Origin of the sequence: Cryptosporangium arvum DSM 44712 (assembly GCF_000585375.1) — a bacterium.
Classification (GTDB): Bacteria; Actinomycetota; Actinomycetes; order Mycobacteriales; family Cryptosporangiaceae; genus Cryptosporangium; species Cryptosporangium arvum.
Window position 1 is genome coordinate 2,991,020 of record NZ_KK073874.1, and the last position, 24,787, is coordinate 3,015,806.

The following is a 24,787-nucleotide window of genomic DNA, read 5'->3' on the forward strand; positions in this document are numbered from 1 at the left end:
TCTCCTCAGAGCAGCGTCAGGTCGTGTTCGACGCGGCCCGGAAGGCGTCGGCGGTTTCCCATGGCGGTCAGCAGTTTCGGTGCCGCGGCGGCGAGCACCCGCCGCGCCCCCGGATCGGTGCGTGCGGCCAGGGCCAGCGCCGCGGTGTCCGCCGCGACCACCGGCCAGGGCCGCCGCAGCCACGTGGTGAGCAGCGTGTTGCGGCGCAGCCGGATCTCGCGTCCGAGCCGCCCGCCGCGGTCGGGGTGGTGGTGCGCGACGACGTCGGCGCAGTACGCGACACCCCAGCCGGCTGCCGCGAGGTCGATCGCGAGCAGCGTCTCCTCGGCGCCGAAGTGCAGCAGCTCCGAGTAGCCCCCGGCCGCCAGGAACGCGTTCCGCCGGACGACGCTGGCGCAGGCCAGGAACCCGAGCACGGACGGCCCCGGCAGGTCGGCCGCGGTGCCGAGCGGTGAGGTGGCGAGCACCTCGTTGAGCGGGTCCTCGGTCTGCTCCGGCCCCACCAGCGTGCGGGCCGCGATCAGCCCCAGCCGGGGGCTCCGCGCGAAGTGTTCCTCCGCGCGGGTGAGCGCGTCCGGCGCCCACCAGGAGTCGTCGTCGCTGAACGCGACGTAGGGCGTGGCGAGCATGCGGGCGCCGAGCGTGCGTGCGGGCGCGCCGTGGTTCTTGTGGGCGCGGACCACGCGCACGTGCGGGTGGTGGTGCCGCACGGCGTCCGCGGTGCCGTCGGCCGACGCGTTGTCGACGACGACGATCGGGGGTCGCTGCGGCAGCGCGGTCAGCACGCCGAGCGTGCGCAGCGTGCGTTCCCGCCGGTCGCGGGTGATCAGGACGATGCCGGTCGCGGTCACCGCGCGGCCCCGCTCAGCGCGGCGTCCACCGGGATGCCGAGTGCCCCGAGCCCGGTGAGCACGTCCGGTACGCCGACGCGGAGCAGGCGGGCGTCGGGGGTGGTGCCGTGGGCGTCGCCGGGGCGCAGTGCCGCCGGGTCGTCCGCGCGCCAGAGCACGCGGTGCCGCGGGTGGGCCGGTGGTCCCCAGAGCGCGGGGCTGACCGGCCCGAACAGCACGACCGACGGGGTGGCGACCGCGCTGGCCAGATGCGCGATCCCGGTGTCGCCCACCACCACCGCGCGGGCTCCGGCGACCCGGCCGGCGAGCGCGCCGAACGGCACGTCCCCGTCCCCTCCGACCACGGCCCCGGGCGGCAGCCCGGCCCGCTCGGCGACGGCCCCGGCGAGGGCGCCTTCGCCCCGGCCGGCCGTGATCGTCACCGGCAGACCGGCCGCGGCCACCGCGCGGGCCACCGCGGCGAACCGGTCGGCCGGCCAGCGGCGGGCGGCGGCGTCGGCACCGGGGTGGATCAGCACCGCGCCCGGTCCGGGCGTCCCCACCACGTCGAGGCGGACGTCGTCGGGGTCGGACGCGATCCCGTACCACCGCAGCAGCCGGCACCAGCGGACCCGCTCGTGCTCGTCGTCGCGCCAGGCCGGCCCGTCGACCCAGCTGAGGATCCGGCCCGGGCGCAGCGCGGCCAGCAGCTCGCGGCTCAGCCTGCCGTTGCCGTGCAGGTCCACCGCCACGTCCGGCGGGGTACCGTCCCAGTCGAGCCGGGACGGTACCTCCCGCCCCCGCGCCACCGTCGGCAGCAGCCGGTCGACGACGCCGGTCGCCGCGACGACGTCGGCGAACCGCGCGGGCGCCGCGAGCACGATCTCGTGCCCCGGGTAGGCCCGGCGCAGTCCGCGCAGCGCCGGGACGGCCGTCAGCAGATCCCCGAGCCCCAGCGCGCGTAGCACCAGGACGGTGCTCATCGGACGGCCCCCACGGAGGCGCGGTGCACCAGGTCGGTCGTGGAGTGGCCGTCGAGGTAGGGTAGCACGACGGCCTCGCCGCCCCAGGAGCGCACGACCGCGGCCTCGGGCAGCGCGTCGACCGTGTAGTCGCCGCCCTTGACCCAGCGGTCCGGGCGCAGCCGTCCGAGCACCCGCTCGGGAGTGTCCTCGTCGAACACCACCACCGCGTCGACGCTGACCAGGCCGGTCAGCACCCGGGTGCGGTCGGCGGCGGTGTTGAGCGGGCGGCCCGGTCCTTTGAGGCGGGTCACCGAGGCGTCGGAGTTGAGGCACACGATCAGGCAGTCGCCGGTGCGCCGGGCCGCTTCGAGCAGCCCGACGTGCCCGGCGTGCAGCAGGTCGAAGCACCCGCCGGTGGCCACGACCGTGCCACCCCGGGCCCGCACCCGCTCGGCGAGCGCCAGCGCGCCGTCCAGCCCCTCGGTGCGGCGGACCGCGGTGGTGGACGGTCCCGGCCACGCCGCGGCGCCGCCGGACTCCACGAACGCCGAGGCGGCGGCGACGGCCCTGCTGACGGCCTCCTCGGGCAGCGCCCCGTCGGCCAGCGCGACCGCGACGGTCGCCGAGAAGCAGTCGCCGGCACCGCACGGATCGCCGGACGCGACGAACGGCGCCGGCACCAGCATCGGCGACGCCGAGCCGCGGCTGAGCACCGCGCCCCGCGACCCCATGGTCACGGCCACGTCGGACGCACCCCAGCGGGCCGCCAGGCCGGCCGCGTCGGTGCCGGCGGCCTCGGCGAGGTTCGGCGTGACCAGCCGGGCCCCGGGCACCGGGTCCCCGCCGCGGGGATGCGGATCCCACACGACCGGCACCACCCGCTCCGAGCCCGGCCGGGTGACCGTCCGCAGGTTCGGGCGGAGGACGTCGGCGACGCCGCGGCCGTAGTCGGCGACCAGGATCGCGGCGGCACCGCGCAGCACCGCGTCGAGGTCGGCGCCGGACGGCGGCAGCGGGACACCGTCGCCCCGGTCCACCCGCAGCAGCGGGCGACCGCCCGCGCGCACGCGGGTCTTGACCGGCAGGTCGCCGCGCAGCGGGAGCTCCACGAGCCGGACCCGCCCGGCCAGCAGCCCGCGCAGCGTGTCGGCGTCCGGGCCGGAACCGATCGCGGTCACCAGCACGACCTCGCGCGCGGTCCGCTCGGCCGCGAGGCACGCGGCCAGCGCGGCCCCACCGGGCCGGGCCCGCTCGTCGGTCAGGTCCACCACCGGCACGGGCGCGTCCGGGGCGAGCCGGGTCGCGTCCCCGTCGAGGTCGCGGTCGAGCAGCGCGTCCCCGACCACGACCAGCGGAGCGCTCATGCCGGCATCCGGTGGTCGGCCAGCGCCGCGTCGAACGCCGCGCAGAGCAGGTGCAGCGCGACCAGGTGCGCCTCCTGGACGGTCGCGGTGCGGTCGGCCTCCACGCACAGTGCGGCGTCGGCCGCGGCCGCGAGCGGGTTGGGGCGCGGCCCGGTCATCGCCCACACCGTGACCCCGCATTCACGTGCGACCTCGGTGGCCCGGAGCAGGTTGCGGCTGCTCCCCGACGTCGACATCGTCACCAGGACGTCCCCGGGGCGGCCGTGCGCCGCGACCTGGCGCGCGAACAGCTCCTCGAAGCCGTAGTCGTTGCCGATCGCGGTGAGGCTGGACGTCTCGGCGTGCAGCGCGATCGCCGAGTAGGCCGGGCGCTCGTCCTGGTAGCGGCCGACCAGCTCCGCGGTGAGGTGCTGCGCCTGGGCCGCGCTCCCGCCGTTCCCGGCGGCGAGCAGCCGCGCCCCGGTCGACAGCCGGTCGGCCAGCGTCGCGCCCCACGCGTTCAGCAGCGGCAGTTGGGTGGTGCGCAGCCGGACGAGCGTCTCCTCGAGTGCGACGCAGTGCGCGGCCGCGCGGTCGAGACCGGTGAAGAGGGGCCGGTCGAGTTGAGAGGTCATCGTGCTGCTCCTGTGGGAGTGGCGGCCGGGCGCAGGCGCCGGACCGTCGACGGGGGAAGGGGGCGCCGGAGAACCTCGCGGTAGACGACTTCGGTGGCCGCCGCGACGCGGTCCCACCCGTAGCGGGACTCGGCCCGGCGCCGCCCGGCCGCCCCGAACTCGGCCCGGGCCGACGGCGACTCCAGCAACGAGGTCACGGCCCGGGCCAGCGCCGCCGGGTCCTCCGGCGCGACCAGGTACCCGGTGCGGCCGTCGGCGACCGTGTCGAGGTGTCCCCCGACCGCGCCGGCCACGACCGGTCTCGCGCAGGCCATCGCTTCCAGCGGCACGATGCCGAACGGCTCGTAGCGCGGTGGGCAGACGATCACGTCGGCGCTGCGGAACAGCGCAGGCATCTGCGCGCGCTCGACGCCACCGAGCAGCACCAGGCGGTCGGCCACGCCCAGCGACCGGGCGAGCGACAGCAACCGCTGGGCCTCGGGCTCGGCGGCCAGCCGCTCGAACGGCGGCCCACCGGCCAGCACCAGCTCCGCGTCCGGGATCGACCGGAGCGCGCGGAGGGCGACGTCCGCGCCCTTGCGGGGCACCAACCGGCCCACCTGGAGCAGCCGCGGGCGGCCGACCCGCGCCTCCACCGGCCCGTCCGGGGTGAACAGCGCGACGTCGACCCCGCAGGGCACCACCCGGACCCGGTCGGTCGGCACCCCCATCGCGCGTAGCTCGCGCACCTCGTCGGTGCAGGTCGCGACGATGCGCTGGACGCTGCGCCCGATCCTCCGCTCGGCGGCGACGCGCCCCGGCGGGCTGGTGTCCCCGACGCCCTGGTGGCGCTGCTTGACCGAGCCCAGCGCGTGGAACGTCTGCAGCACCGGCACCGCCGGACCGTCGAGGTGCCGCGCTCCACCGAGCGCGGCCAGCCCCGACATCCAGAAGTGCGCGTGCACGACGTCCGGGCGTTCGGCCCGCCAGTAGGCCGCCAGTTCGTCACCGAACGTCGTCATGAACGGCAGCAACTCGTCCTTCGGCACCGACGCCGGCGGCCCGGCGTCGACGTGGTGGACGGTCACCCCGGCGGCGAACGGGACGGTCGCCGGGAGCGCGGGGTCGTCGCGCCGGGTGTGGACGGTGACCTCGTGCCCTCGCGCGGCGAGCGCGGCCGCCAGGCTGGCCACGTGGACGTTCTGCCCGCCCGCGTCCACCTCGCCGAGCACCGCGAGCGGGCTGGCGTGCTCGGAGACCAGCGAGATCCTCATGCGGCCACCTCTCCGAGAAGCGCGTCCCAGTCGTCCAGGAACCGGGTGAGCCCGTACCGCTCGAGCGCGGCCCGCCGGGCGGCGGCACCGTGCGCGGCGGCCAGGTCCGGATCGTCGAGGTAGCGGCGCGCGGCCGCGGCCAGGTCGGCCGGGTCGGTGGAGATCACCCCGGCCCCCGGCGGGACGGCCCGGACGACCTCGGTCGTGGCCAGCGCGACCACCGGCATTCCGAGGTGCATGGCCTCGAGCAGCGAGAGCCCCAGCGACGTCCACCGGATCGGGTGCAGGTAGCAGCGGCGCGCGGCCATCGCGTCGTGCAGTGCGGACTGCGGCAGGTCGAAGGTGCGGACACCCGGCACGTCGAGCCGGTCGGCGCGCATGCCGAACACGTCCAGCGGCACCGGGCCGGCCAGCGCGGGCAGGAGGTCGGTGCCGGTCCACCGTCCGCGCCGGACCGGGTCGTTCACCACGACCGCGGCGCGCTCGACGGTCCCGGTCCAGCGGTGGCCCGGGTCCGGGACGCCGTGTTCGATCACCGCGGTCCGGCTCGCCCCGGAGTCCCAGAACAACCGGTTGAAATGCGTCACGTGGACGATCGGCGGGCCGGCGTCGGCCATCGGGTGACGGGTCCCGGGAACACCGCCGGTGCCGGCGCCGTCCGTTCCGGGTGTGTTGTGCTCGAGGTAGACGGCGGGGACGTCCCGCCCCAGCCACTCGCGGGCCAGGGCCGCCTCGTGCGGGCGCTGCAGGATCACCACGTCGACGTCGGCCTCGCGCAGTTCCGCCGGCGTCACCTCGACGGCGGACGCGGGCCAGTCCCAGGTGCGCGCCCGGCCGAGGCCGTCGGGCCCCCGGTCGGGCGTGACCGGTAGCAGGTATCGATGGGGGCCGTGGACGAACGCGGTGGTCCACGAGCCGTGCACGTGCCAGAGCAGGATGTTCACGCGATCACCTCCCGGTTGGTCAGAGGGACGGTGGGCCGCTGCTTGACCCGGCGGAGGAGCGAGTCGACGGCGGCGCGGACGTCCGCACCGCGAATCGACGAGAGACAGGGGTGACCCGGCACCGGGCAGGTCCGGGCGCGGGTGTCCGCGCACGGCGCGTGCTGGTCGCCGAGCAGCACCGACGGGACCCCGTACGGGGCCCAGCGCTCGGCCGGGACGACCGGCGCGAACAGCGAGACGACCGGCGTGCCGACCGCGGCGGCCAGGTGGGCCGGGCCGGTGTTGCCGACCACGGCCACGCCGGCGCCGGCCAGGATGCCGGCGAGGCCGTGCAGCCCGGTGCGGCCGCCGAGGTCCTCGGCGCCGGTGCGGCGGGCGATCGCGGCGGTCAGCGCGGTCTCGTCGGGGCCGCCGGTGAGCAGCACGCGGTGGCGTTCGCGCAGCGCGGCGGTGATCTCGATCGCGGTGTCGGGGCTCGGGGCCCTGGCCGGGACCGCGGCGCCCGGGTGCACCACGACGTACGGCTCGTCGCCGACCAGCGCGCGCACGTCCGGCGGCGGCAGCACGGCCAGGCCGCCGGGGTCGTCGGCGCGTAGCGCGTACCCCGCGTCCACGGCGAGGTCGAGCGCGGCGTCGGCCTCGTGCCGGTGCGGCGCGCGCCGGTGACGCAGGTCGAGCAGCGAACCGGGGTAGTCGACGCTGTCGGCGCCGATCCAGCCGATCCCGGCCAGCCGCAGCACGAGCGCGGTCGGGAGCGGGCTCTGGTGGAAGCTGGTGAGGATCAGCGCGCGGTCGAGGTACTCGACGGCGAGCGTCTCGACGATCGTCTCGATCCCGGCCGGGCGGACCGGCGGCGGCTCGAGCCCGACCCAGGGCGCGTCCCAGACGATCACCTGGTCCACGCCGGGGAGCAGGCGGGCGGCCGCCGCCCCGTGCGGTCCGCAGAGGAGCGTGACGTGGCTCGAGGACGCGGCGGCGGCGCGCACCGCCGGTCCGGCCAGGAGCACGTCGCCGGCGCTGTCCAGCCGCACCACGAGCGTCCTCATGCGGGGCCCCGGCCGAGGAGCGAGTGCACGGCCGCGAGCAGATCGGGCGCCACGCGCGGGGCGGCCGCGATCTCCTCCGGGCGGGTCACCGCGGTGGGCACCAGGACGCCGGTCGCTCCGGCGGCGGCGGCCGCCCCGACGTCCGCGCCGATGTCGCCGATCACCGCGGTGTCTCCCGGGGCGACGCCGAGCGCGTCGGCGGCCGCGAGCACCAGGCCCGGTGCCGGTTTCCGGCAGGCGCAGCCGGCGGCCGGGGCGTGCGGGCAGAACACCCAGGCGTCGAAGCGCCCGAGGAGCTGCTCGATGCGGTCGGCGACCGACTCGACCTGGGCGCGGGTCAGCAGCCCCCGGCCGACGCCGGACTGGTTGCTGACGACGCCGACGGGGACGTGCTCCGCGCGCAGGACGTCGAGGGCCTCCCGGGCGGAGGGCCGCAGCCGCACCGAGGCCGGGTCGCCGTTGTACGGGGGATCGTCGACGGTCAGCGTGCCGTCACGGTCGAAGAGCACGAGCCGCGGCGCGTCGCCGTCCGGGCGGGGCCGGGTGCGCTCGGGGTGCACGTACAGCCAGGCCCCGGGCGCGAACGCCGGTGCTTCCGCGGCCGCGATCACCGCGCCACCTCCACCCGGTCTCCGGGCGGTGGGCTCACCGGCGCCGGAGCCGACCAGGGCCCGGCTCGGCGGTGCCGCCACCGGCCACGCAGGTGGTGGGCCACGGCTGCGGGCGGGATGAGGACGCTCGTCACGATCATCGTCGTGATCTCGCGGCCGGTGCGGGGGCCGGGCGCGATCCGGGCGGCCGCGAACTCCGCGGTTCCCGCCGCCCACACCGCCGCCGCGACCGCCGCGACCCGCCGACAGCCGTCGGCCCGCCCGGCGCGCCCCCTCGACGCGCCGGGCGCGCACGTTCGGCGCAGCACGCCGTAAGCGCCCGTGCGGCGCAGCGCGCCGGCGGACGGGCCCGGGCGGCGCCGGGCGGCGGCGGTGGCGAGCGTGACGGCGGTGGCGGCGGCCGCGGTGATCACGAGGTGGCGGGTGAAGCGGCCGCGCGGGGCCTCGGCGCGGTCCCACCAGGTCGGGCCGTGCAGCCGGGTCATCAGCACGTCGTCGGCGTTGCCGGCCTGGGCGCGCACCGAGGCGAGCGGCCCGTCCGGGCGCACCGGGTGCGTGGTGACCCGCTGCCCGGCCCCGAGCGACCACCCGGCGTCGAGTACCCGCAGCGCCAGGTCGGCGTCCTCCCGGAACGCGCGCCGGAACCGCTCGTCGAACCCCCCGGTGGCCGCCAGCGCCGCCACCCGGTACGCGATGTCGGCGGTGATCCACTTCGACTCCGCCAGCCCCGCCGTGGTGCGCTCGGCGTCGGTCGGCCGCCGCCCACCCGGCAACGGCACCACGATCCGCCCCGGCACCGCCCCGACCGTGGCGTCGGCGGAGGCCAGGTCGGTCTCGAGGGACGAGGCCCAGGCCGGCCCGGGAACCACGTCGTCGTCGAGGAACACGACCCAGGGTGTGGTCACCGAGCGCCACCCGACGTTCCGCGCGGCCGCGGGCCCGTTCCCGCAGCCGTACTCCACCCGCACGTCGAGTCCCGGCGGCACCTCGACCGGCAGCGGCCCGCACTCGTTCAGCGGCCGATCGTCGACGAGCACGACCTCGACCGGCGACCGGACGCTCCCGGCCAGCCCGTCGAGACAGGCGGCCAGGCTCGGCCGCCCGATGGTGGGGATGACGACGGACCAGTTCATCGGCCGTCCCCGCGGCCGAACAGCGACCCCCGGCGCACGACGAACGGACCGAGCGCGAGCAGGTCGACCGGCGCGGACCCGAAGCACTCCAGCGCGTCGCGGGGGTCGTCGACCATCGGCCGGCCCGCGGTGTTCAGGCTCGTGTTGACGACGACCGGTAAGCCGGTGCGCCGCTCGAACCCCCGCAGCATCGCCGCGACGACGGGCTCGGCCGCGGAGTCCACGGTCTGGATCCGCGCGGTGCCGTCGACGTGCACGACCGCCGGGATCCGGTCACGCCACTCGGGCTTCGTGTCGTGCACGAACAGCATGTACGGGCTCGGGAACGGGCCGCCGGTGAAGATCTCGGGCGCGCGCTCGGCCAGCACCATCGGCGCCACCGGGCGGAACTGCTCCCGGCCCTTGACGTCGTTGAGGCGCTCGAGGTTGCCGGAGTGGCCCGGGTGGGCCAGCAGCGAGCGGTGCCCGAGCGCGCGGGGGCCGAACTCCGCGCGGCCCTGGAACCACGCGACGATCTGGTTCTGGGCCAGCGCGGACGCCACCGCGTCGGCGACGTCGTCGGGCCGCTCGTAGGGAACACCTGCGGTCTTGAGCCAGGCCTCGAGCTCGGCCTCGGACCAGCCACGGCCCAGGTCGGCGCCGGCCATCGGCGACGGCTCCGCGCCGTGCATCGCGGAGAGGTACACGGCCGCGCCCAGCGCGGTGCCGGCGTCCCCGGCGGCCGGCTGCACCCACACGCGCGAGAATGGTCCTTCTCGGACGATCCGGGTGTTCGCTACACAATTCAGCGCGGTGCCGCCGGCCATCGTGAGCAGCTCGTCGCCGGTCTGGCCGTGCAGCCAGCGGGCCAGGTCGAGCAGCACGTCCTCGAGCACGAGCTGGGCCGAGGCGGCCACGTCGGCGTGGTCGGAGCTCCAGGCCTCGTCGGCGCCGCGCGGCGGGCAGAACTCGGTCCAGTCGACGCCGGTGGTGCGGAACCCGCCGTCCTCGGTGGAGTACACCCGGCGGCGCAGCTCGGCGGCCATCCGGGGCGAGCCGTAGGAGGCCAGCGCCATCACCTTGTACTCGTCGGACGAGCGGAGAAAACCCAGGTGGGCGGTCAGGTCCTCGTAGAAGAGCCCGAGGGAGTGGGGGAGCCGCTGCGACGCGAGGGTCTGCAACTCCGCGCCGACGCGCCGGCCCGCCAGGTGCGACGTGGCCTCGCCGCGGCCGTCGAGCACCAGCACCGAGCCGGTCGCGGAGTTCGGCGCGGCGTACGCGGCCGAGGCGGCGTGCGCGACGTGATGCTGGACGAACCGGACTTTCGCCGGGTCGAGGCCGGGCAGAGCCTCGGCCAGGAAGCCGGGGGCCTCGCGCGCGTACATCTGACGCAGGTGGTCCCAGGGGTCGTGCAGGCCGAGGGACTCGGCGGGCTCGGCGAGCGCGGGGTCGTAGGCGTACCCGACGACGTCGATGTCGCCCGGGCGCAGGCCGGCCTGGGCCAGACACCACCGGGCGGCCTGTTCGGGCAGCTCCCAGGCCGAGAACGGCACGGGGCGCTTGCCGTGCTTGCGGCGGGAGAAGCGCTCCTCCTCGGCGGCGGCCACCACCGTGCCGTCGACGACGAGGCAGGCCGACGGGTCGTGGAACAACGCGTTGATTCCGAGCACACGCATGCGACGTCCCTTTCGGCGGCAGTCCTGATGAGCGCGGGAGGAGCGATGTCGCCGGAACGGTTTGACCGTGTGTAGTCACTACCGCCTCACACGGGACCTGACGGCTCCTTGCGCTCCGAGGCTCTACCCCAGGGGCGGGAGATAAACGTCGGGTTCCGCGCGAGTGCGGTAGTTCAACTGTCAGGCCTGCGGAAGAGCGCGATAGCTCGCGGCTGCGTTCGGTAACTGTTACCGGGTGTTCGCGTGCAGGCCGAGCGCGGACAGCAGCGTGTCGAAGACCGCGGGCATGTCGACGGCGTCCGGTTCGAGCAGCCACTGGGTCTGCAGACCGTCCATCACCGCGATCAGCGCGGTGGCGATCATCACCGGGTCGCGGTCGGACGGAAGCTCGCCGGCGTCCTGGGCCTCGGCGACGGCCCTGGTCATCAGCGCGCGCAGATCGCGGTAGCGCGCGACGAACGGCTCGCGCGCGGGGTGACCGTCGGCGACGGCCTCGCCGGAGAGCGCGGCGTACAGCCGCACCAGGCCGGGCACGGTCGTGTTGCGGCGCACCTGCCCGGCCATGCGTTCCAGTGCCTCGCGGCCGGTCAGCGGCTCGCCGGCCGGGAACATCCGGGCGCCGTCCTCGGCGTCGCGCTCCGCGAGCACCTCGGCGAGCAACTGCTCCTTCGACGTGAAGTGGTGCAGCAGTCCGGCCTGGCTCAGGCCGACCCGGTCGGCGATCTCCTTGAGCGACCCGCCCCGGTAGCCGGACTCGGCGAACACCCGCACGGCCTCGGACAGGATCTCGGCGCGCTTCGCGCGGCCCTTGGAGTAGCTGCCGCGCGGCCGCCGCGCGATCGGCCCGGGCGCGGGAGCGTCTTCCATCGTCACCACCGCACGGTAGCCCCTGGGGTGTGAGGCGCCGGTCGGCCGCGACCGGGCGGAGGGGCGGCTCAGGACCGCGCGCGGCCGTCGCGTCCCCGGATGCCGCTCGCCGTCGCGCCGGACACCGATGAACGCGATCTCGGTCTCGTGCTCGCGAGTTGAGTCGGGCCGACTCAACTTCGGGGAATGAAACCGGCGCCGGTGGCGTCTTCTCCGCTGGACGTAGCGACGAGCGACGAGGAGCGGAAGGTGGCCACCACGACGAGCGACTACTACGAGGTGCTGGGCGTCGAGCGGTCGGCGAGCGCGGAGGACATCCAGCGCGCCTACCGCAAGCTCGCCCGTACCTACCACCCGGACGTCAACTCCGACCCGGGCGCCGAGGACCTGTTCAAGCGCGTGAACGAGGCGAACGAGGTGCTGTCGGACGCCGGGCTGCGGGCGCGCTACGACAAGTTCTCGCCGCAGTTCGGGGACGACTGGCGCAAGGTGCCGGAGGACTTCGAGCCGGGCGCGTCCGGTGCCCCGTTCGGGAGCGGCGCGGGGCCCGGGGTGTACTTCTCCGGCGGCGGTGCCGACTTCGAGGACCTGCTCGGTGGGTTGTTCGGTGGCGGTTCGGGGTTCTTCGGCGGGCGCCCGACCGGCCCGGTGCCGGGGCCGGACGTCGAGGCCGAGATCGAGCTCCCGGTGGAGGACGCCTACGCCGGTGGGCGACGCAGCCTGACGATGCGCACCGCGACCGGCGTGCGGACGATCGAGGTGAACATCCCGGCCGGCGTCGTGGACGGGCAGCGCATCCGGCTGGCCGGCCAGGGCGGAGACGGCTACGGCGACGACGCGCCGCGCGGCGACCTGTACCTGTTCGTGCGCCTCGCGCCGCACCCGCGCTACCGGGTGCACGGTCGCGACGTGACCGTCGAGCTGCCGGTGATGCCCTGGGAGGCGACGCTCGGCGCGACCGCGACCGTGGAGACGCCCGGCGGCCGGGTGGACGTGAAGGTGCCTGCCGGTTCGTCGTCGGGCCGCCGCCTGCGCCTGCGTGGACGCGGCCTGCCGAACCCGCGCGGCTCCGCCGGTGACCTGTACGCCGAGGTGAAGATCGTCGCGCCCCAGCGCCTCACCGCCGACCAGCGCGCGGCCTGGGAAGCCCTGGCCGCGACCTACGCCACCCCCGGCGAGTCGGCCGCCTGACGTGACCGCCTGACGTGACCGCCTGTCCACCGGTCGGTGGACAGGCGGGTTCAGTCCGGTGGTCGTCCCGGGGGAGCCGGCCGGGCGGGACGCTCGATGCATGGCTGTCATCGAGGTATCCGAGCTCCGCAAGACCTACGGCGGGCACCCCGCCGTCGACGGCATCGACCTGCGGGTCGAGTGCGGCGAAGTGTTCGGGCTGCTCGGCCCGAACGGCGCCGGAAAGACCACGACCGTCGAGATCCTGGAAGGTCACCGCCGCCGCGACGGCGGGGCCGTCCGGGTACTCGGCGAGGACCCCGGCACGGCCGGGCGCCGCTGGCGCGCCCGGCTCGGCATCGTGCTGCAGAGCGCGACCGACGCCCCCGAGCTCACGGTCCGCGAGATCGTGCGTCACGTCGCCGGGTACTACCCGGCTCCCCACGACCCCGACGACGTGATCGCCCGGTGCGGTCTCGACGCCAAGGCCGGCGCGAAGCTGCGTACGCTCTCCGGCGGCCAGCGCCGGCGCGTCGACGTCGCGCTCGGCATCGTCGGCGCCCCGGAGTTGCTGTTCCTGGACGAGCCGACGACGGGCTTCGACCCGGAGGCCCGCCGGAGCTTCTGGGAGCTCATCCGCGCCCTGGCCGGCGACGGAACGACGATCGTGCTCACCAGCCACTACCTCGACGAGGTCGAGGCGCTAGCCGATCGCATCGCGGTGCTGGCCGGCGGCCGGATCGTCGCCGCCGGTACCCCCGCCGACCTCGGCGGCCGGGACGGGCGGGCCACGGTCACCTGGCGCGACGCCGACGGCCGCCACTCGGTCGCCACCGACGACCCGGCCGGCCTGCTGGCGACGCTCGACGACCCCACCGACCTGCGGGTCGAACGACGCAGCCTCGAAGACGTCTACCTCGACCTGATCGGAGCGGACCGATGACCGCAACGCTCGCCGCCCCCCTGCCCTCGACGCTGCGCCTCGGCCTCTCCCGGGGCCGGCTGGAGATCCGCCAGTTCTTCCGGGAGAAGGACGCGGTGATCTTCACGTTCACGCTGCCGGCGTTCCTGCTGCTGATGCTCGGCTTCATCTTCGACGAGCCGCTGAACGGTTTCCCGGGCACCACCGTCTCCCAGATCTTCGCGGCCAGCATGATCGCGTACGGCATCCTGTCGACGGCGTTCCTGAGCATCGGCACCGGCATCGCGTCCGACCGGGAGGACGGCACGCTCAAGCGCCTGCACGGCACGCCGGTGACCGCGACCGCGTACCTCATCGGCAAGGTCATGCTGGTCATGGTCACCACGGCGGCCGAGATCGCGCTGGTACTCGGCGTCGGGGTGGTCGTGTTCGACCTGGAGCTGCCCACCGAGGCCGGCCGCTGGGTGACGTTCGGCTGGCTGTTCGCGCTCTCGGTGATCGCGTGCACGCTGTTCGGGATCGCGGTGAGTGCGCTCGTGCGTTCGGCGAAGAGCGCCGCGGCGGTGCTGAACCTGCCGGTGCTCGCGCTGCAGTTCGTTTCGGGCATTTTCGTCGACATCGCGTCGCTTCCGGAGACCATGGTGAAGATCGCCTCGGTCTTCCCGGTGAAGTGGATGGGGCAGGGTTTCCGGTCGGTGTTCCTGCCGGACGAGCTGGCGGCGCAGGAGGTGGCGGGGCAGTGGGAGCACGGCCGGATCGCGCTGGTACTGGGCGCCTGGTGCGTCGCCGGGCTGGTGCTCGCGCTGGCGACGTTCCGCTGGAACGACCGGCGGACCGCGTGACGCTCGGAACAGCAGCCATCGCCGCGACCGACGGGTCGCGGCGGTGGCTGTGGCCGTGGGACGCGTACGTGGCGGTCAGCGTCGCCGCCCTGATCGCGTTGGTCGCCTCGGGCAGCGAGACCACGTCCACCCGCCAGGGCCTCTCGATCGCCTGCCTCGCGCTGATCGGCCTGAGCTGGGCGGTGATCGGCCGCCGGTTCGCCCGCGCCGACGACGACGCCGACTCGCCCGACCGCCCCGCCGCCCTGGCCTACGTCGCCGGGGTCGTCGTCGTCTTCGGCGTCTGCGTTGCCTCCGACGGCATCTCGTCGTTCGCGCTGTTCGCGGTCTGCCCGATCGCGTTTCTCTGCCTGCGCCTGCGGTCGGCGTTCGTCGCGATCGCGGTCCTCAACCTCGCGCCGATCCCGATCAACGGCCTGCGCGAAGCCAGCCTCGACGCCGCCCGCGACACGATCGGCATCGCGGTGCTCGGCCTCACGTTCACGGCGCTGATCGGGGCCTCGATCGTCAACGTCGGCCGGCAGAGCGCCGAACGCGCCCGGCTGATCGCCGAACTCGAAGCCAGCCGGGCCGAGGTGGCGGCACTGTCGCATCAGGCCGGAGTGGCCGCCGAGCGCACCCGGCTGGCCGCGGACATCCACGACACCCTCGCCCAGGGCTTCACCAGCATCGTCACGCTGGTGCAGGCCGCGGAGACCGAGCTCGACACCGACCGGGGCAGCGCCGACCGGCGGCTCGCGCTCGCGGTGCGTACCGCGCGGGAGAACCTCGCCGAGGCGCGGGCGATGGTCACCGTGCTCGCACCGGCCGAGCTGGGCACCGGCACACTCGTCGAGGTGATCGAGAAGCAGGTCGCCCGGCTGGGCGAGGAGACGGGCGTCGACGCCACCTGCGCCGTGGACGTCCCGCCGGTGCTGCCCACCCGGGTCGAGGTGGTCCTGGTGCGGACCGTGCAGGAAGCGTTGACGAACGTCCGCAAGCACGCCGGCGCCGCCACCGTGACCGTCGACCTGATCACGCACGACGGTGCCGTGACGCTCACGGTCGACGACGACGGCGCCGGCTTCGACGCCGGAGCCGCCCGGTCCGGCTACGGCCTGTCGGGCATGCGCAGCCGGGTCGAGCAGCTCGGCGGCACCCTGACGATCCGCTCGGCGCCCGGCGCCGGCACGACGGTGACCTGCGAGGTGCCCCGATGATCACGGTGCTGCTGGTGGACGATCACCCGGTGGTCAGGGACGGGCTGCGGGGCATGCTCGACGCCGAGCCGGACCTCGAGGTGGTGGGGGAGGCCGGGTCCGGTCCGGAGGCGGTGGTCCTGGCCCGGACGCTGCGCCCGGACGTCGTCCTGATGGATCTGCGCATGCCGGGCGGGGACGGCGCGACCGCCACCGGCCGCATCCGGGCCGAGGTGAGGACGGCGCACGTCGTGGTGCTGACGACCTACGACACGGACGCCGACATCCTGCGCGCGGTCGACGCCGGGGCCGCGGGCTACCTGCTCAAGGACGCGTCGCGGGCGGAGCTGACCGCCGCGGTGCGCGCGGCGAGCCGGGGCGAGACCGTGCTGGCGCCGTCGGTGGCCGGGCGGCTGGTGCAGCAGGTGCGCCGCCCTGCCGGGCCGCAGCTCTCGGCGCGCGAACTCGAGGTGCTCACGCTGGTCGGGCAGGGGCTCACGAACGCCGAGATCGGCGCGCGGCTGCACATCAGCGAGGCGACCGTGAAGACGCACCTGCTGCGGACGTTCACCAAGCTCGACGTCTCCGACCGCACCGCCGCGGTCACCACGGCGATGGCGCGCGGCCTGCTCTAGACCTACGGTCGAGGGCATGTGCCGCAACATCACTGAGCTCCGTGGCCTCCAGCCGCCCGCCACCGAGGACGAGATCACCGCGGCGGCGGCCCAGTTCATCCGGAAGGTCACCGGGATCGGCAAGCCGAACCCGGGGGTCGCCCCGGCGATGGACGAGGCGGTGCAGCAGATCGCCGAGATCACCCGCGGGCTGCTGGCCCAGCTGCCCGCCCGCCGCGGCGAGCCGGCCACCGTGCCGCCGCTGCGCCGCCCGGCCGTGCGGGCCCGCCTCGGGCTAGGCCCCTTCGACGGCCAATGACCGGCTGATCACCAGGCGCTGGATTTGGTTCGTGCCCTCGAAGATCTGCATGATCTTGGCCTCGCGCATGTACCGCTCGACCGGGAAGTCCCTGGTGTAGCCGTACCCGCCGAGCACCTGCACGGCGTCGGTGGTCACTTTCATCGCCGCGTCGGTGGCGACGAGCTTCGCGACGCTGGCCTGTCGCCCGTACGGGCGGCCGGCGTCGCGTCGCCGGGCGGCGTCCAGGTACGTGGCGCGGGCCGAGTCGACGGCCGCGGCCATGTCCGCGAGCAGGAACCCCAGGCCCTGGTGGTCGATGATCTTTCGGCCGAACGTCGTGCGCTCGTTGGCGTAGGCGGTGGCGGTGTCCAACGCGGCCTGCGCGAGGCCGGTGGCGCAGGCGGCGATGCCGAGCCGGCCGGAGTCCAGCGCGCTGAACGCGATCTGCAGGCCCTGACCCTCGGTGCCGACCCGCCGGTCCGCGGAGAGGAACGCGCCGTCCCAGAACGCGGCCGTGGTCGGGATCGCGTGCAACCCCATCTTCTCCTCGGGCGCGCCGAACGTGAGGCCCTCCACGGCCCCGGGCGCGTGGAAACACGTGATGCCGGCCGGGGCCCGCACGAACAGCGCGTAAAAGTCGGCCTTGCCGCCGTGGGTGATCCACGCCTTCTGCCCGGTCACGGCGTACCCGCCGTCGGCCGCGTCGGCCCGGCAGGTCAGCGCGGCCGCATCGGACCCGGCGTGCGGCTCGGAGAGGCTGTAGCCGCCGACGAGCGAGCCGCCGAGCGCCTCGGGGAGCCAGCGCTCCTGCTGTTCCCGGGAGCCGAACGTGGCCAGCGGGTAGCACGAGAGCCCGTGCACGCTGGTGGCCACCGCGACCGCCGCCCACCGCGCGGCCAGCTCCTCGAGGACCTGAAGGTAGACCTCGTAGGGCTGACCGCCCCCGCCGAACTCCTCCGGGTAGGGCAGGCCCAGGAGCCCGGCCGCGCCGAGCGTCGCGAACAGGCCGTCGGGGTAGGTCTCGGCGCGTTCGTGCGCGTCGACCCGGGGCGCGAGCTCCTTGTCGGCGATGTCCCGGGTGAGCTCGATCAGGTCGGCGGCTTCGGTGCTGGGGAGCAAACGATCGACGGGCATAGTTAACGGTACCATTAACGGTACTGTGGAACCGTCCCCAATAGCCGTGGTTAGATCTCGCGACGTGACCGTTCGCCGCGGTGCCGCCCGCCGCACCGAGCTGCTCGACGCGCTCGTCGAGCTGCTCCTGGCCGAGGGCTTCGCGTCGTTCACGCTCGACGACCTCGCCGCCCGGCTGCACTGCTCGAAGCGCACGCTGTACGCGCTGGCCGGCAGCAAGGAGCAGCTGGTCCGCTCGGCGGTGGTGCACTTCTTCCGGAACGCCACGGCGGCCGTGGAGCAGGCCACCGGGGACGTCCCCGACCCGGCCGGGCGCATCGCCGTCTACCTGTCGTCGGTGGCCGACGCGCTGCGCCCGGCGTCGGCCGCGTTCATCGACGACGTCGCCGCGTTCGCACCGGCCGCGGAGATCTACGAGCGCAACACCCGGGCCGCCGCCGCGCGGATCCGGGCCTTCGTCGACGAAGGCGTGGCCGCCGGGGCGTTCCGTGACGTGCACACCGGTTTCGTGGCCGACGTCGTCGCGTCGACGATGGTGCGCATCCAGCGCCGCGAGGTCGCCGCGGCCACGGGTCTCACCGACGCCGAGGCCTACACCGAGCTCGCGGCGCTCGTCACCACCGGCCTGCGCGTCAGCGAGCCAGCAGGTCGCGGATCGCCTTGATCACCTCGGCCGGTGCCTCCTCGGCCATGAAGTGCCCGGCGGTGACCAGCCGGTGGTCGAGGTCGGCGGCCCAGGCGCGCCAGATCGCGGCGGCGTCGAAGCCGAGCGCGGCGCCCCAGTCCTGCTGGAGCACGGTGACCGGCATCGACAGCCGGTGGCCGGCCTCCTTGTCGGCGGCGTCGTGCTCGAGGTCGATCGTCGCCGAGGCGCGGTAGTCGGCCACGATCGAGGTGACCGCGTTCCGCGAGGCCCGCAGGTACTCGGCCCGGACGTCGGCCGGGATCGCGTCCGGGTTCTGCGCCCAGGCGTCGAGGAACGAGCCGAAGAACTCGTCCGGAACCGCGCCGATCATCTTCTCCGGCAGGCCGGGCGGCTGGGCCATCAGGAACAGGTGGTACCCGACCGACGCGCGCACGCCGCGCAGCACGTCCCAGCTCTCCAGCGTCGGGAGGACGTCGAGCGAGGCGAGGTGCGTGATCGTGTCCGGGTGGTCCAGGCCGGCGCGGATCGCCACCAGCGCCCCGCGGTCGTGCCCGGCGAGCGCGAACCGGTCGTGCCCCAGCGCCTTCGCGACCGCGACGACGTCCGCGGCCATCGTGCGCTTCGCGTAGCCCTCGGCGGGTTTGTCGCTGTCGCCGTAGCCGCGCAGGTCGGGAACGATCACCGTGTGGTCGGCGGCCAGGTCGGCGGCCACGTGCCGCCACATCAGGTGGGTCTGCGGGAAGCCGTGCAGCAGGACGATCGGGGTGCCGGTGCCGGCCGTGGCGACGTTCAGCGCCACCCCGTCGGCCGTCGGAACCCGCTGGTAGTCGAATCCGTGGATGTACATGCCGACCACCGTGCCCCGGGCTGGTCAGCAGCCGATCAGCGTCGACTGAGTAGGGTTCCGGTGTGCTGCGGTTCGGTGTGCTGGGTCCGCTCCTGGCGCTGGGTCCCGCCGGTCCGCTGGACGTGAAAGGCCCACGTCACCGGGCGGTACTGGCCCGGCTGCTGGTGGCCCGCGGCCGGATGGTCACGGTGGACCGGTTGATCGACGACCTGTGGGGCACCGCCGCGCCGGACGGAGCGGTCGGGGCGGTCCAGACGTTCGTGGCGGCGCTGCGCCGGGCACTGGAGCCCGAGCGCGCGCCCCGGGCACCCGCGCGTGTCCTGGTGACGTCCGGCCCCGGCTACGCGCTCCGAGTCGACCCCGACGCCGTGGACGCGCTGCGGTTCGAGCGCGCGGTGACCGGGAGCCGGGATCTCCTCCCGGCGGCGGCGCTGGCGTCGCTGGAGTCGGCGCTCGGGGAATGGCGTGGACCGGCCTACGCGGACTTCGCCGACGCCCCCTGGGCGCGCGCGGAAGCCACCCGCCTCGACGAGCTGCGGTTGCTCGCGGTCGAGCGCAGGGCCGACGCGCTGCTCGGGCTCGATCGCCCGGCGGAGGCGGTGCCGGACCTGGAGGCGCAGGTGGGCGCCCACCCGGGCCGCGAAGGAGCCTGGCGCCTGTACGCGCTCGCGCTCTACCGCGCGGGGCGCCAGAGCGACGCGCTCGCCGCCCTCCGCCGCGCCCGCCGGATCCTGGCCGACAGCGCCGGCCTCGACCCCGGCCCCGGTCTCCGGCGCCTGGAGGCCGACATCCTGGCCCAGTCCGAGTCACTGCACCTCCCGGCCCCGGCGGGTTCCGCCGAGCGCCGCCCGGCCGAACCCGTCGAGCGTCGCCCGGCGGAACCCGTCGAGCGTCGCCCGGCGGAACCCGCCGAGCGCCGCCGGGCGGGTTCGCCACCCGCCGAGCGCGGGCCGGGACCGGCTTCCGCCGAGCGCGGGCCGGGACCGGCGTTCGCCGAGCGCGGGCCGGAAGCGGCGCCGTCGGGCGGGCGCGGCCCGGTCCGGATTCCCGTTCCGCCCGGCTCGGCGACCGGGCTGGTCGGACGGGCGGAGGAGAGCGCCCAGCTGGCCGCGGTCGCGGCCGACGTCCGCGCCCGGCGCCTGCTCCGGCTGGCGCTCGTCTCCGGCGAGGCCGGGGCCGGCAAATCCGCGCTGGTCAGCACGTTCGCGGCCGGGCTGGCGGCCGCCGGGTGGACGACGGCCTGGGGCACCAACCCCGACGACCGCGCGCGCCCCGACCTCGAGGCCTGGACCCAGCTCCTCGAGACCGTGCCCGGCTCGGCCGCCGACCCGGGGCTCTCCCGGTTCGAGCGGCACCGCGCGGTGGCGGCCCGGCTGGAGAACGCCGCGCGCGCGGCTCCGCTGCTGGTCGTCGTCGACGACCTGCAGTGGGCCGGAACCGAGACGCTGGCGCTGCTCGCCGCCGTCGTGACCGAACCACCGGCCGGACCGGTGCTGGTGCTGGCCACGCACCGCTCGACGGACGTGCCCCCGGCGCTGACCGAGACCCTGGGCCGGGTCGCGCGCACCGAACCGGCCCGGCTCTACCTCCGCGGCCTGCCCGCGGCCGAGATCCCCGCGGTGGTGCGCGCCACGATCGGGCGGGACGTCGACGCCGGCACCGCGGCGACGATCCACCGCCGCAGCGGCGGCAACCCGTTCTTCGTCCGCGAGCTGGCCCGGCTGGTGGCGGACGACGGCGACCTGGCCGCGGTCCCGCCGGGCGTCCGCGACGTGGTGCGTTACCGGGTCGCGGCGCTGCCGGAGCCGGCGCAGGCCGTGCTGCGCCGCGCCGCGGTGCTCGGCCCGGACCTCGACCCCGCCCTGCACACCGTGCTCGCCGGCGACGCGGACACCGTCCTGGACGCCGTGGACGCGGCCACCGCCGCCGGTTTCCTGGTGGAGCGCGGTCCGCGCCGGTTCACGTTCGCCCACGCGCTGGTCCGCGACGCGCTGGCCGGTGACGTCTCCGCGGCCCGCCGTGCGAGCTGGCACGCCGCCGCCGCGGCCGCGCTGGAGACGCTCCGCCCCGACGACGTGGAGGCGCTCGCCACCCACTACGTCCTCGCCGACGACCCGGCCACGGCCGGCCGCGCCGTCCATTACGCGCGCGGCGCCGCCGAACGCGCCGAGCGCCGCGCCGCCCCCGCCGACGCCCTCCGCTACTGGAACGCCGCACTCGAAGCCTTCGACAAGCAGCCCGCCGCGCTCCCGACGCAGCCCGGAGCGACCGTCCCGACGCAGCCCGCCGCGACCGTCCCGACAGAGCCCGCCGCGACCGTCCCGACGCTTCCCGCCGCGGCGGGCCCGGCGCGGGCCGCCGCGGCCGTGCGGACCCGGCTGGACCTGATCATGGGCACCGTGCGGGCGCTCGCGCTCACCGGGCGGCTCGCGGCGGCGCGCACCCGGCGCGCCGAGGCGGTCGAGCTCGCCGGCACGATCGGCGACCCGGTGCTCACCGCGCACGTGATCGGGGCCTTCGACGCCCCGGCGCTCTGGCCCGACGCCGACGACCCGGTGCTGGCGCGGCACCTCGCCCAGGTCACCGAGCGGACGCTCACCGCGCTGCCCGCCGGCCGGAGCGCCGACCGCAGCCGACTGCTCGCCACGCTCGCGCTGGAACTACGCAGCGCCGGGGGAGCACGGGCCGCCGCGGCCGCCCGTGAGGCCGAACAGCTCGCCCGGGAGCTCGGCGACCCCGGTGTGCTGGCCTTCGCGCTCAACGCCCGGTTCATGCACTCGTTCGGACGCGCCGGGCTGGCCCCCGAGCGGGCACGCATCGGGGCCGAGCTGGTCGCGCTCTCCGAACGCGCCGAACTCCGGGCGTTCGAGATCCTCGGCCACCTCGTCCTGCTGCAGGCCCGGTCCGCGCTGGCCGACCTCACCGCCGCCGACGCGCACGCGGACACCGTCGACCGCCTCGGCGAGCGCTACCAGTCCCCGCTGGTCAGCGTCTTCACCGACTGGTACCGCGCGATGCGGGCGTCGCTCGGAGGGCGCACGGCCGAGTCGGCGAGCCGCTACCGCGCCGCCGCGGCCCACCTCGGCGGCCCCGAGATGCCCGGCCTGGACCGCGGCATCGCCCCGCTCGCGCGCTTCTGCGAGGCCGTGCGCCGCGGCGAGCCGCTCGCGGAGTTCGCGTCCGGCGATTTCGGGGCGTTCGAGCCCTGGGTCCGCCCGCTGCTCCCCGGCCGGGGCGGGACGCCGGAGGTCCCGGAGTCGCCCCGGGACCTCCTGTACGAGGCCCGCACCGTCCTGCACGCGCTGCTCGCCGTGCGCACCGGCGACCGCGCGCTGATGCTCCGGCTCCACGACGCGCTGCTGCCCGCGCGGGACGAGCTGGCCGGTGCGGGCAGCGGCATGCTCACGCTGGCTCCGGTCGCGCACTACCTGGGTGACCTGGCCGCGGCGCTCGACCGGCCGGACGAGGCCGCCGCCCACCACCGGCACGCCGCCCGCGTGTTCGCGCGCGCGAGCGGGTCTCAGCGGTAGCGGAAGCCGTCGAAGAAGCGGCGGAACACACCCCCGGAGCGGGGGAGAGGCGGTGCCTGCGGCGGAGCGGTGGCCAGGCGGCGGGCGATCGGCTGGTCGTAGTCGGTGCGCACGATCGCGTCGATCGTCTGCTCCTCGTCGAAGAACTCCGAGCCCTCGATCGTCGGGACGAACCCGACCAGCACACCGTTACGCATCACCTGGGCCTCGAGACCCGCCGTCCCGTCGGAGTCCCAGATCGCCTGGCGTTTCTCCGAGAGGTTCACGCCCACCCCGAACTGGTAGACGCTCACTTTGGCCGGGTACGCGTCGACGCCCCGGTCGCGGAGGGCGTCGACGACCCGGCGTGCTCGATTCTCGTCCAACGTGCTCCCCATGAAACCCGGTGCAAGATCCCTACGATCATGCCCGGCCTTAACCAAGATTCCGCTGTGAGCTAGCCCAAAAAGCGGGCATAGCCGGTCAATCTTCGCGGTCGAGGAAACCGGTGCGGAAGGCCCAGACCACCGCCTGGGTACGGTCGCGGACGCCGAGCTTGGTCAGTACCCGCTTCACGTGCGTGCGCACGGTCTCGATCGAGACGCTCAGCGCGGCCGCGATCTCCGCGTTCGACCAGCCCTCGGCGAGCGCGCGGAGCACGTCGACCTCGCGCTCGGTGAGCGGGTCTGGCAGCGCGAGCCGGTGCCGCTCGGGTGCCCGACGCCCGGCCAGCGTCGTCAGGAGCCGGCGCGTGACCTCGGGAGCGACGAGCGCGTCGCCGGCGTGCACGACCCGGATCCCGGCGATCAGCTGCTCGGGGCTCGACCGTTTGAGCAGGAAACCGTCGGCTCCGGCGGCCAGCGCGTCCTCGACGATCTGATCGAGGTCGAAGGTCGTCAGGACGAGCACGCGCGGCCGGGGGGACGGCCCGGCGACGATCCGGCGGGTCGCCCAGACCCCGTCCCGGCCGGGCATCCGCACGTCCATGAGGACGACGTCGGGGCGGTGACGCCGGGCCGCCGCCACGGCGTCGGAGCCGGTCGCGGCCTCGCCGGCCACCTCGAGGTCGGGTTCGGCCTCCAGCAGCACCCGCAGCCCGGTGCGGACCAGCGCGTCGTCGTCGGCGAGCAGGACGCGGATCATGCGGCGCGCAGTGTGGCCAGCACCTGGAAGCCGCCGTCGACCGGGCCGGCCTCGAGGGTGCCGCCGGCCAGTCGGGCACGTTCGCGCATGCCGACCAGGCCACGGCCGGGTTGCGGCCGGGCCAGCCCGGTGGCCTCGTTGAACACCAGGACGCGCACGTGCTCGCCGTCGGGCGTCACCGACACGCGGATCCGCCCCGATTCGGTGTGCCGGACCGCGTTGGTCAGCGCCTCCTGGACGATCCGGTACAGCGCCCGCCCGGCGCCCGGCCCCAGCTCCACCGGCTCGATCTCCACGGTCACCTCCCGCCCCACCGCACGCACCCGCTCCGCCAGCTCGTCCACCCCGTCGATCCCTCGCGGTCCGAGCGGCTCGGTCTCCGCCGCGTCGTCCGGGTGCAGGACACGCAGGACCTGGTCGAGTTCGCCGAGCGCCTCCCGGCCCGTCGTCTCGATCGTGCCCAGGGCGTCGCGGGCGAACTCGGGACGCTCGGCGAACACGCGCCGCGCGACGCCGGCCTGCAGGACGATCACGTTCACCGCGTGGCCGAGCGCGTCGTGCAGCTCACCGGCCAGCCGGGTCCGTTCGTCGAGCCGCATCCGGTCGAGCGCGAGCGCCCGCTCCCGCCCCTCCGCGAGCTCGCGGGACCGGGACGCGGCCACGGCCACCCGGCGGTTCCGCGTCGCCTCGCCGGCCACCGCCGCGAGCAGGCCGATGATCGCGACGTCGGCCAGCGCCGAGGCGTCGCCGGGGCCCCGGGTGAACACGGCGTACCCGCTCACCGCGGCCACGCAGGCGATCGCGCCGACCAGCCGCGGACGCCGCCCGCCGGCCGCGAAGCAGGTGTAGAGCGCGATCCACGGCGGCCACTGCACGACGCCGACGTCGAACCCGGCGAGCACGTACACGACCAGCAGCGCCGACGTGACCGCGACGACCGTCTCCGGCGCCGTTCGCCGGGCGACCAGCGCCAGCGCCGACACCGCGGCCAGTGCCACGCCGAGCACCCCCGGCGCCCGGAACGGCGGCTCGGCCGGCACCACCGCGGTCAGCACCGCCGAGACGACGGCCAACCCCACTGCCAGCGCGACGTCGACCCGGGCCCGGAACACCGCACCAGTGTGACCGCCCGCCGCGGCGACGGCGTCACCCGTGCGGGTCACTCCGGTTCACCCGCCAAGGGCTCGTGACCAGCGGGC

The 24,787-nt window shown here is 75.7% G+C and carries 24 protein-coding genes; 8 read left to right on the forward strand and 16 right to left on the reverse strand.

What is annotated here, in order from left to right; genetic code table 11:
* Positions 1-5: 5 nt before the first annotated feature.
* The 11 genes from CRYAR_RS13940 to CRYAR_RS13990 form a co-directional block, all read right to left on the reverse strand.
* Complete coding sequence (locus tag CRYAR_RS13940; RefSeq protein WP_035851143.1) at positions 6-851, reverse strand: glycosyltransferase family 2 protein; 846 nt, start codon at positions 849-851, stop codon at positions 6-8.
* Positions 848-1,813 carry a glycosyltransferase family 9 protein gene (locus CRYAR_RS13945; RefSeq protein ID WP_051570162.1) on the reverse strand — a complete coding sequence of 322 codons (966 nt, stop codon included), beginning with the start codon at positions 1,811-1,813 and terminating at the stop codon, positions 848-850. The genes CRYAR_RS13940 and CRYAR_RS13945 overlap by 4 nt, the downstream gene beginning before the upstream one ends.
* Positions 1,810-3,159, reverse strand: coding sequence for a D-glycero-beta-D-manno-heptose 1-phosphate adenylyltransferase (gene rfaE2, locus CRYAR_RS13950; RefSeq protein ID WP_035851144.1), 1,350 nt, complete (start codon positions 3,157-3,159; stop codon positions 1,810-1,812). The genes CRYAR_RS13945 and rfaE2 overlap by 4 nt, the downstream gene beginning before the upstream one ends.
* Positions 3,156-3,773: a D-sedoheptulose-7-phosphate isomerase gene (locus CRYAR_RS13955; RefSeq protein WP_051570164.1), complete on the reverse strand. Its 618-nt coding sequence runs from the start codon at positions 3,771-3,773 to the stop codon at positions 3,156-3,158. Before CRYAR_RS13955 ends, rfaE2 begins: the two co-directional genes overlap by 4 nt.
* Entirely contained in the window at positions 3,770-5,026 is a 1,257-nt protein-coding gene (locus CRYAR_RS13960) for a glycosyltransferase (protein ID WP_051570165.1), read from the reverse strand. Before CRYAR_RS13960 ends, CRYAR_RS13955 begins: the two co-directional genes overlap by 4 nt.
* Positions 5,023-5,970, reverse strand: coding sequence for a glycosyltransferase (locus tag CRYAR_RS13965; RefSeq protein ID WP_035851145.1), 948 nt, complete (start codon positions 5,968-5,970; stop codon positions 5,023-5,025). Before CRYAR_RS13965 ends, CRYAR_RS13960 begins: the two co-directional genes overlap by 4 nt.
* The gene (locus CRYAR_RS13970; RefSeq protein WP_051570167.1) at positions 5,967-7,016 is read right to left on the reverse strand and encodes a glycosyltransferase family 9 protein; all 1,050 of its coding nucleotides are present in this window, start codon (positions 7,014-7,016) and stop codon (positions 5,967-5,969) included. Before CRYAR_RS13970 ends, CRYAR_RS13965 begins: the two co-directional genes overlap by 4 nt.
* Complete coding sequence (locus CRYAR_RS13975) at positions 7,013-7,627, reverse strand: D-glycero-alpha-D-manno-heptose-1,7-bisphosphate 7-phosphatase (RefSeq protein ID WP_211247439.1); 615 nt, start codon at positions 7,625-7,627, stop codon at positions 7,013-7,015. Before CRYAR_RS13975 ends, CRYAR_RS13970 begins: the two co-directional genes overlap by 4 nt.
* A complete protein-coding gene (locus tag CRYAR_RS13980) occupies positions 7,624-8,760 on the reverse strand; it encodes a glycosyltransferase family 2 protein (RefSeq protein ID WP_051570169.1) in 1,137 nt (378 codons plus the stop codon). The genes CRYAR_RS13975 and CRYAR_RS13980 overlap by 4 nt, the downstream gene beginning before the upstream one ends.
* Positions 8,757-10,415, reverse strand: a complete 1,659-nt coding sequence (locus tag CRYAR_RS13985) for a carbamoyltransferase family protein (RefSeq protein WP_035851147.1) — start codon at positions 10,413-10,415, stop codon at positions 8,757-8,759. The genes CRYAR_RS13980 and CRYAR_RS13985 overlap by 4 nt, the downstream gene beginning before the upstream one ends.
* Before the next feature lie 228 nt (positions 10,416-10,643).
* Positions 10,644-11,282 (reverse strand): TetR/AcrR family transcriptional regulator, encoded by a 639-nt coding sequence (locus CRYAR_RS13990; protein ID WP_051572049.1) that lies wholly within the window; start codon positions 11,280-11,282, stop codon positions 10,644-10,646.
* A gap of 249 nt (positions 11,283-11,531) precedes the next feature.
* Between CRYAR_RS13990 and CRYAR_RS13995 the strand changes: the two genes are divergently transcribed.
* The 6 genes from CRYAR_RS13995 (at position 11,532) to CRYAR_RS14020 (ending at position 16,327) form a co-directional block, all read left to right on the forward strand.
* Positions 11,532-12,473 carry a DnaJ C-terminal domain-containing protein gene (locus CRYAR_RS13995; protein WP_035862270.1) on the forward strand — a complete coding sequence of 314 codons (942 nt, stop codon included), beginning with the start codon at positions 11,532-11,534 and terminating at the stop codon, positions 12,471-12,473.
* Positions 12,474-12,573: 100 nt separating this feature from the next.
* Entirely contained in the window at positions 12,574-13,395 is an 822-nt protein-coding gene (locus CRYAR_RS14000; RefSeq protein WP_157017644.1) for an ABC transporter ATP-binding protein, read from the forward strand.
* A complete protein-coding gene (locus CRYAR_RS14005) occupies positions 13,392-14,216 on the forward strand; it encodes an ABC transporter permease (RefSeq protein ID WP_035851148.1) in 825 nt (274 codons plus the stop codon). The genes CRYAR_RS14000 and CRYAR_RS14005 overlap by 4 nt, the downstream gene beginning before the upstream one ends.
* Positions 14,213-15,415 (forward strand): sensor histidine kinase, encoded by a 1,203-nt coding sequence (locus tag CRYAR_RS14010; RefSeq protein WP_051570171.1) that lies wholly within the window; start codon positions 14,213-14,215, stop codon positions 15,413-15,415. The genes CRYAR_RS14005 and CRYAR_RS14010 overlap by 4 nt, the downstream gene beginning before the upstream one ends.
* The gene (locus tag CRYAR_RS14015; protein ID WP_035851149.1) at positions 15,412-16,029 is read left to right on the forward strand and encodes a response regulator; all 618 of its coding nucleotides are present in this window, start codon (positions 15,412-15,414) and stop codon (positions 16,027-16,029) included. The genes CRYAR_RS14010 and CRYAR_RS14015 overlap by 4 nt, the downstream gene beginning before the upstream one ends.
* A 16-nt stretch (positions 16,030-16,045) precedes the next feature.
* On the forward strand, positions 16,046-16,327 hold the full coding sequence (locus tag CRYAR_RS14020; RefSeq protein WP_035851150.1) for a DUF2277 domain-containing protein: 282 nt from the start codon (positions 16,046-16,048) through the stop codon (positions 16,325-16,327).
* Here CRYAR_RS14020 and CRYAR_RS14025 read toward each other — a convergent pair.
* Complete coding sequence (locus tag CRYAR_RS14025) at positions 16,304-17,443, reverse strand: acyl-CoA dehydrogenase family protein (protein ID WP_035851151.1); 1,140 nt, start codon at positions 17,441-17,443, stop codon at positions 16,304-16,306. The genes CRYAR_RS14020 and CRYAR_RS14025 overlap by 24 nt on opposite strands.
* 64 nt (positions 17,444-17,507) lie before the next feature.
* Between CRYAR_RS14025 and CRYAR_RS14030 the strand changes: the two genes are divergently transcribed.
* Positions 17,508-18,107 (forward strand): TetR/AcrR family transcriptional regulator, encoded by a 600-nt coding sequence (locus CRYAR_RS14030; protein WP_035851152.1) that lies wholly within the window; start codon positions 17,508-17,510, stop codon positions 18,105-18,107.
* On the opposite strand, the gene CRYAR_RS14035 is transcribed toward CRYAR_RS14030, so the two are convergent.
* Entirely contained in the window at positions 18,076-18,936 is an 861-nt protein-coding gene (locus tag CRYAR_RS14035; protein ID WP_035862282.1) for an alpha/beta fold hydrolase, read from the reverse strand. The two genes, CRYAR_RS14030 and CRYAR_RS14035, sit on opposite strands and share 32 nt — an antisense overlap.
* A gap of 65 nt (positions 18,937-19,001) precedes the next feature.
* On the opposite strand from CRYAR_RS14035, the gene CRYAR_RS14040 reads away from it, so the two are divergent.
* Positions 19,002-22,466, forward strand: a complete 3,465-nt coding sequence (locus CRYAR_RS14040; RefSeq protein ID WP_035862284.1) for a BTAD domain-containing putative transcriptional regulator — start codon at positions 19,002-19,004, stop codon at positions 22,464-22,466.
* Here CRYAR_RS14040 and CRYAR_RS14045 read toward each other — a convergent pair.
* The 3 genes from CRYAR_RS14045 to CRYAR_RS14055 form a co-directional block, all read right to left on the reverse strand.
* Complete coding sequence (locus CRYAR_RS14045; protein WP_211247442.1) at positions 22,457-22,843, reverse strand: hypothetical protein; 387 nt, start codon at positions 22,841-22,843, stop codon at positions 22,457-22,459. The two genes, CRYAR_RS14040 and CRYAR_RS14045, sit on opposite strands and share 10 nt — an antisense overlap.
* Positions 22,844-22,928: 85 nt before the next feature.
* Positions 22,929-23,588, reverse strand: coding sequence for a response regulator (locus CRYAR_RS14050; RefSeq protein ID WP_035851155.1), 660 nt, complete (start codon positions 23,586-23,588; stop codon positions 22,929-22,931).
* Positions 23,585-24,751 carry a sensor histidine kinase gene (locus CRYAR_RS14055; protein ID WP_157017646.1) on the reverse strand — a complete coding sequence of 389 codons (1,167 nt, stop codon included), beginning with the start codon at positions 24,749-24,751 and terminating at the stop codon, positions 23,585-23,587. Before CRYAR_RS14055 ends, CRYAR_RS14050 begins: the two co-directional genes overlap by 4 nt.
* Between the last annotated feature and the right edge of the window lie 36 nt (positions 24,752-24,787).

Excerpts from the sequence above, each read along its gene's own strand:
- CRYAR_RS13945 (WP_051570162.1), bottom strand. The coding sequence starts at position 1,813 with ATGAGCACCGTCCTGGTGCTACGCGCGCTGGGGCTCGGGGATCTGCTG.
- rfaE2 (WP_035851144.1), bottom strand. The coding sequence starts at position 3,159 with ATGAGCGCTCCGCTGGTCGTGGTCGGGGACGCGCTGCTCGACCGCGAC.
- CRYAR_RS13955 (WP_051570164.1), bottom strand. The coding sequence starts at position 3,773 with ATGACCTCTCAACTCGACCGGCCCCTCTTCACCGGTCTCGACCGCGCG.
- CRYAR_RS13960 (WP_051570165.1), bottom strand. The coding sequence starts at position 5,026 with ATGAGGATCTCGCTGGTCTCCGAGCACGCCAGCCCGCTCGCGGTGCTC.
- CRYAR_RS13970 (WP_051570167.1), bottom strand. The coding sequence starts at position 7,016 with ATGAGGACGCTCGTGGTGCGGCTGGACAGCGCCGGCGACGTGCTCCTG.
- CRYAR_RS13980 (WP_051570169.1), bottom strand. The coding sequence starts at position 8,760 with ATGAACTGGTCCGTCGTCATCCCCACCATCGGGCGGCCGAGCCTGGCC.
- CRYAR_RS13985 (WP_035851147.1), bottom strand. The coding sequence starts at position 10,415 with ATGCGTGTGCTCGGAATCAACGCGTTGTTCCACGACCCGTCGGCCTGC.
- CRYAR_RS13990 (WP_051572049.1), bottom strand. The coding sequence starts at position 11,282 with ATGGAAGACGCTCCCGCGCCCGGGCCGATCGCGCGGCGGCCGCGCGGC.
- CRYAR_RS14000 (WP_157017644.1), top strand. The coding sequence starts at position 12,574 with ATGGCTGTCATCGAGGTATCCGAGCTCCGCAAGACCTACGGCGGGCAC.
- CRYAR_RS14005 (WP_035851148.1), top strand. The coding sequence starts at position 13,392 with ATGACCGCAACGCTCGCCGCCCCCCTGCCCTCGACGCTGCGCCTCGGC.
- CRYAR_RS14015 (WP_035851149.1), top strand. The coding sequence starts at position 15,412 with ATGATCACGGTGCTGCTGGTGGACGATCACCCGGTGGTCAGGGACGGG.
- CRYAR_RS14020 (WP_035851150.1), top strand. The coding sequence starts at position 16,046 with ATGTGCCGCAACATCACTGAGCTCCGTGGCCTCCAGCCGCCCGCCACC.
- CRYAR_RS14025 (WP_035851151.1), bottom strand. The coding sequence starts at position 17,443 with ATGCCCGTCGATCGTTTGCTCCCCAGCACCGAAGCCGCCGACCTGATC.
- CRYAR_RS14035 (WP_035862282.1), bottom strand. The coding sequence starts at position 18,936 with ATGTACATCCACGGATTCGACTACCAGCGGGTTCCGACGGCCGACGGG.
- CRYAR_RS14045 (WP_211247442.1), bottom strand. The coding sequence starts at position 22,843 with ATGGGGAGCACGTTGGACGAGAATCGAGCACGCCGGGTCGTCGACGCC.
- CRYAR_RS14050 (WP_035851155.1), bottom strand. The coding sequence starts at position 23,588 with ATGATCCGCGTCCTGCTCGCCGACGACGACGCGCTGGTCCGCACCGGG.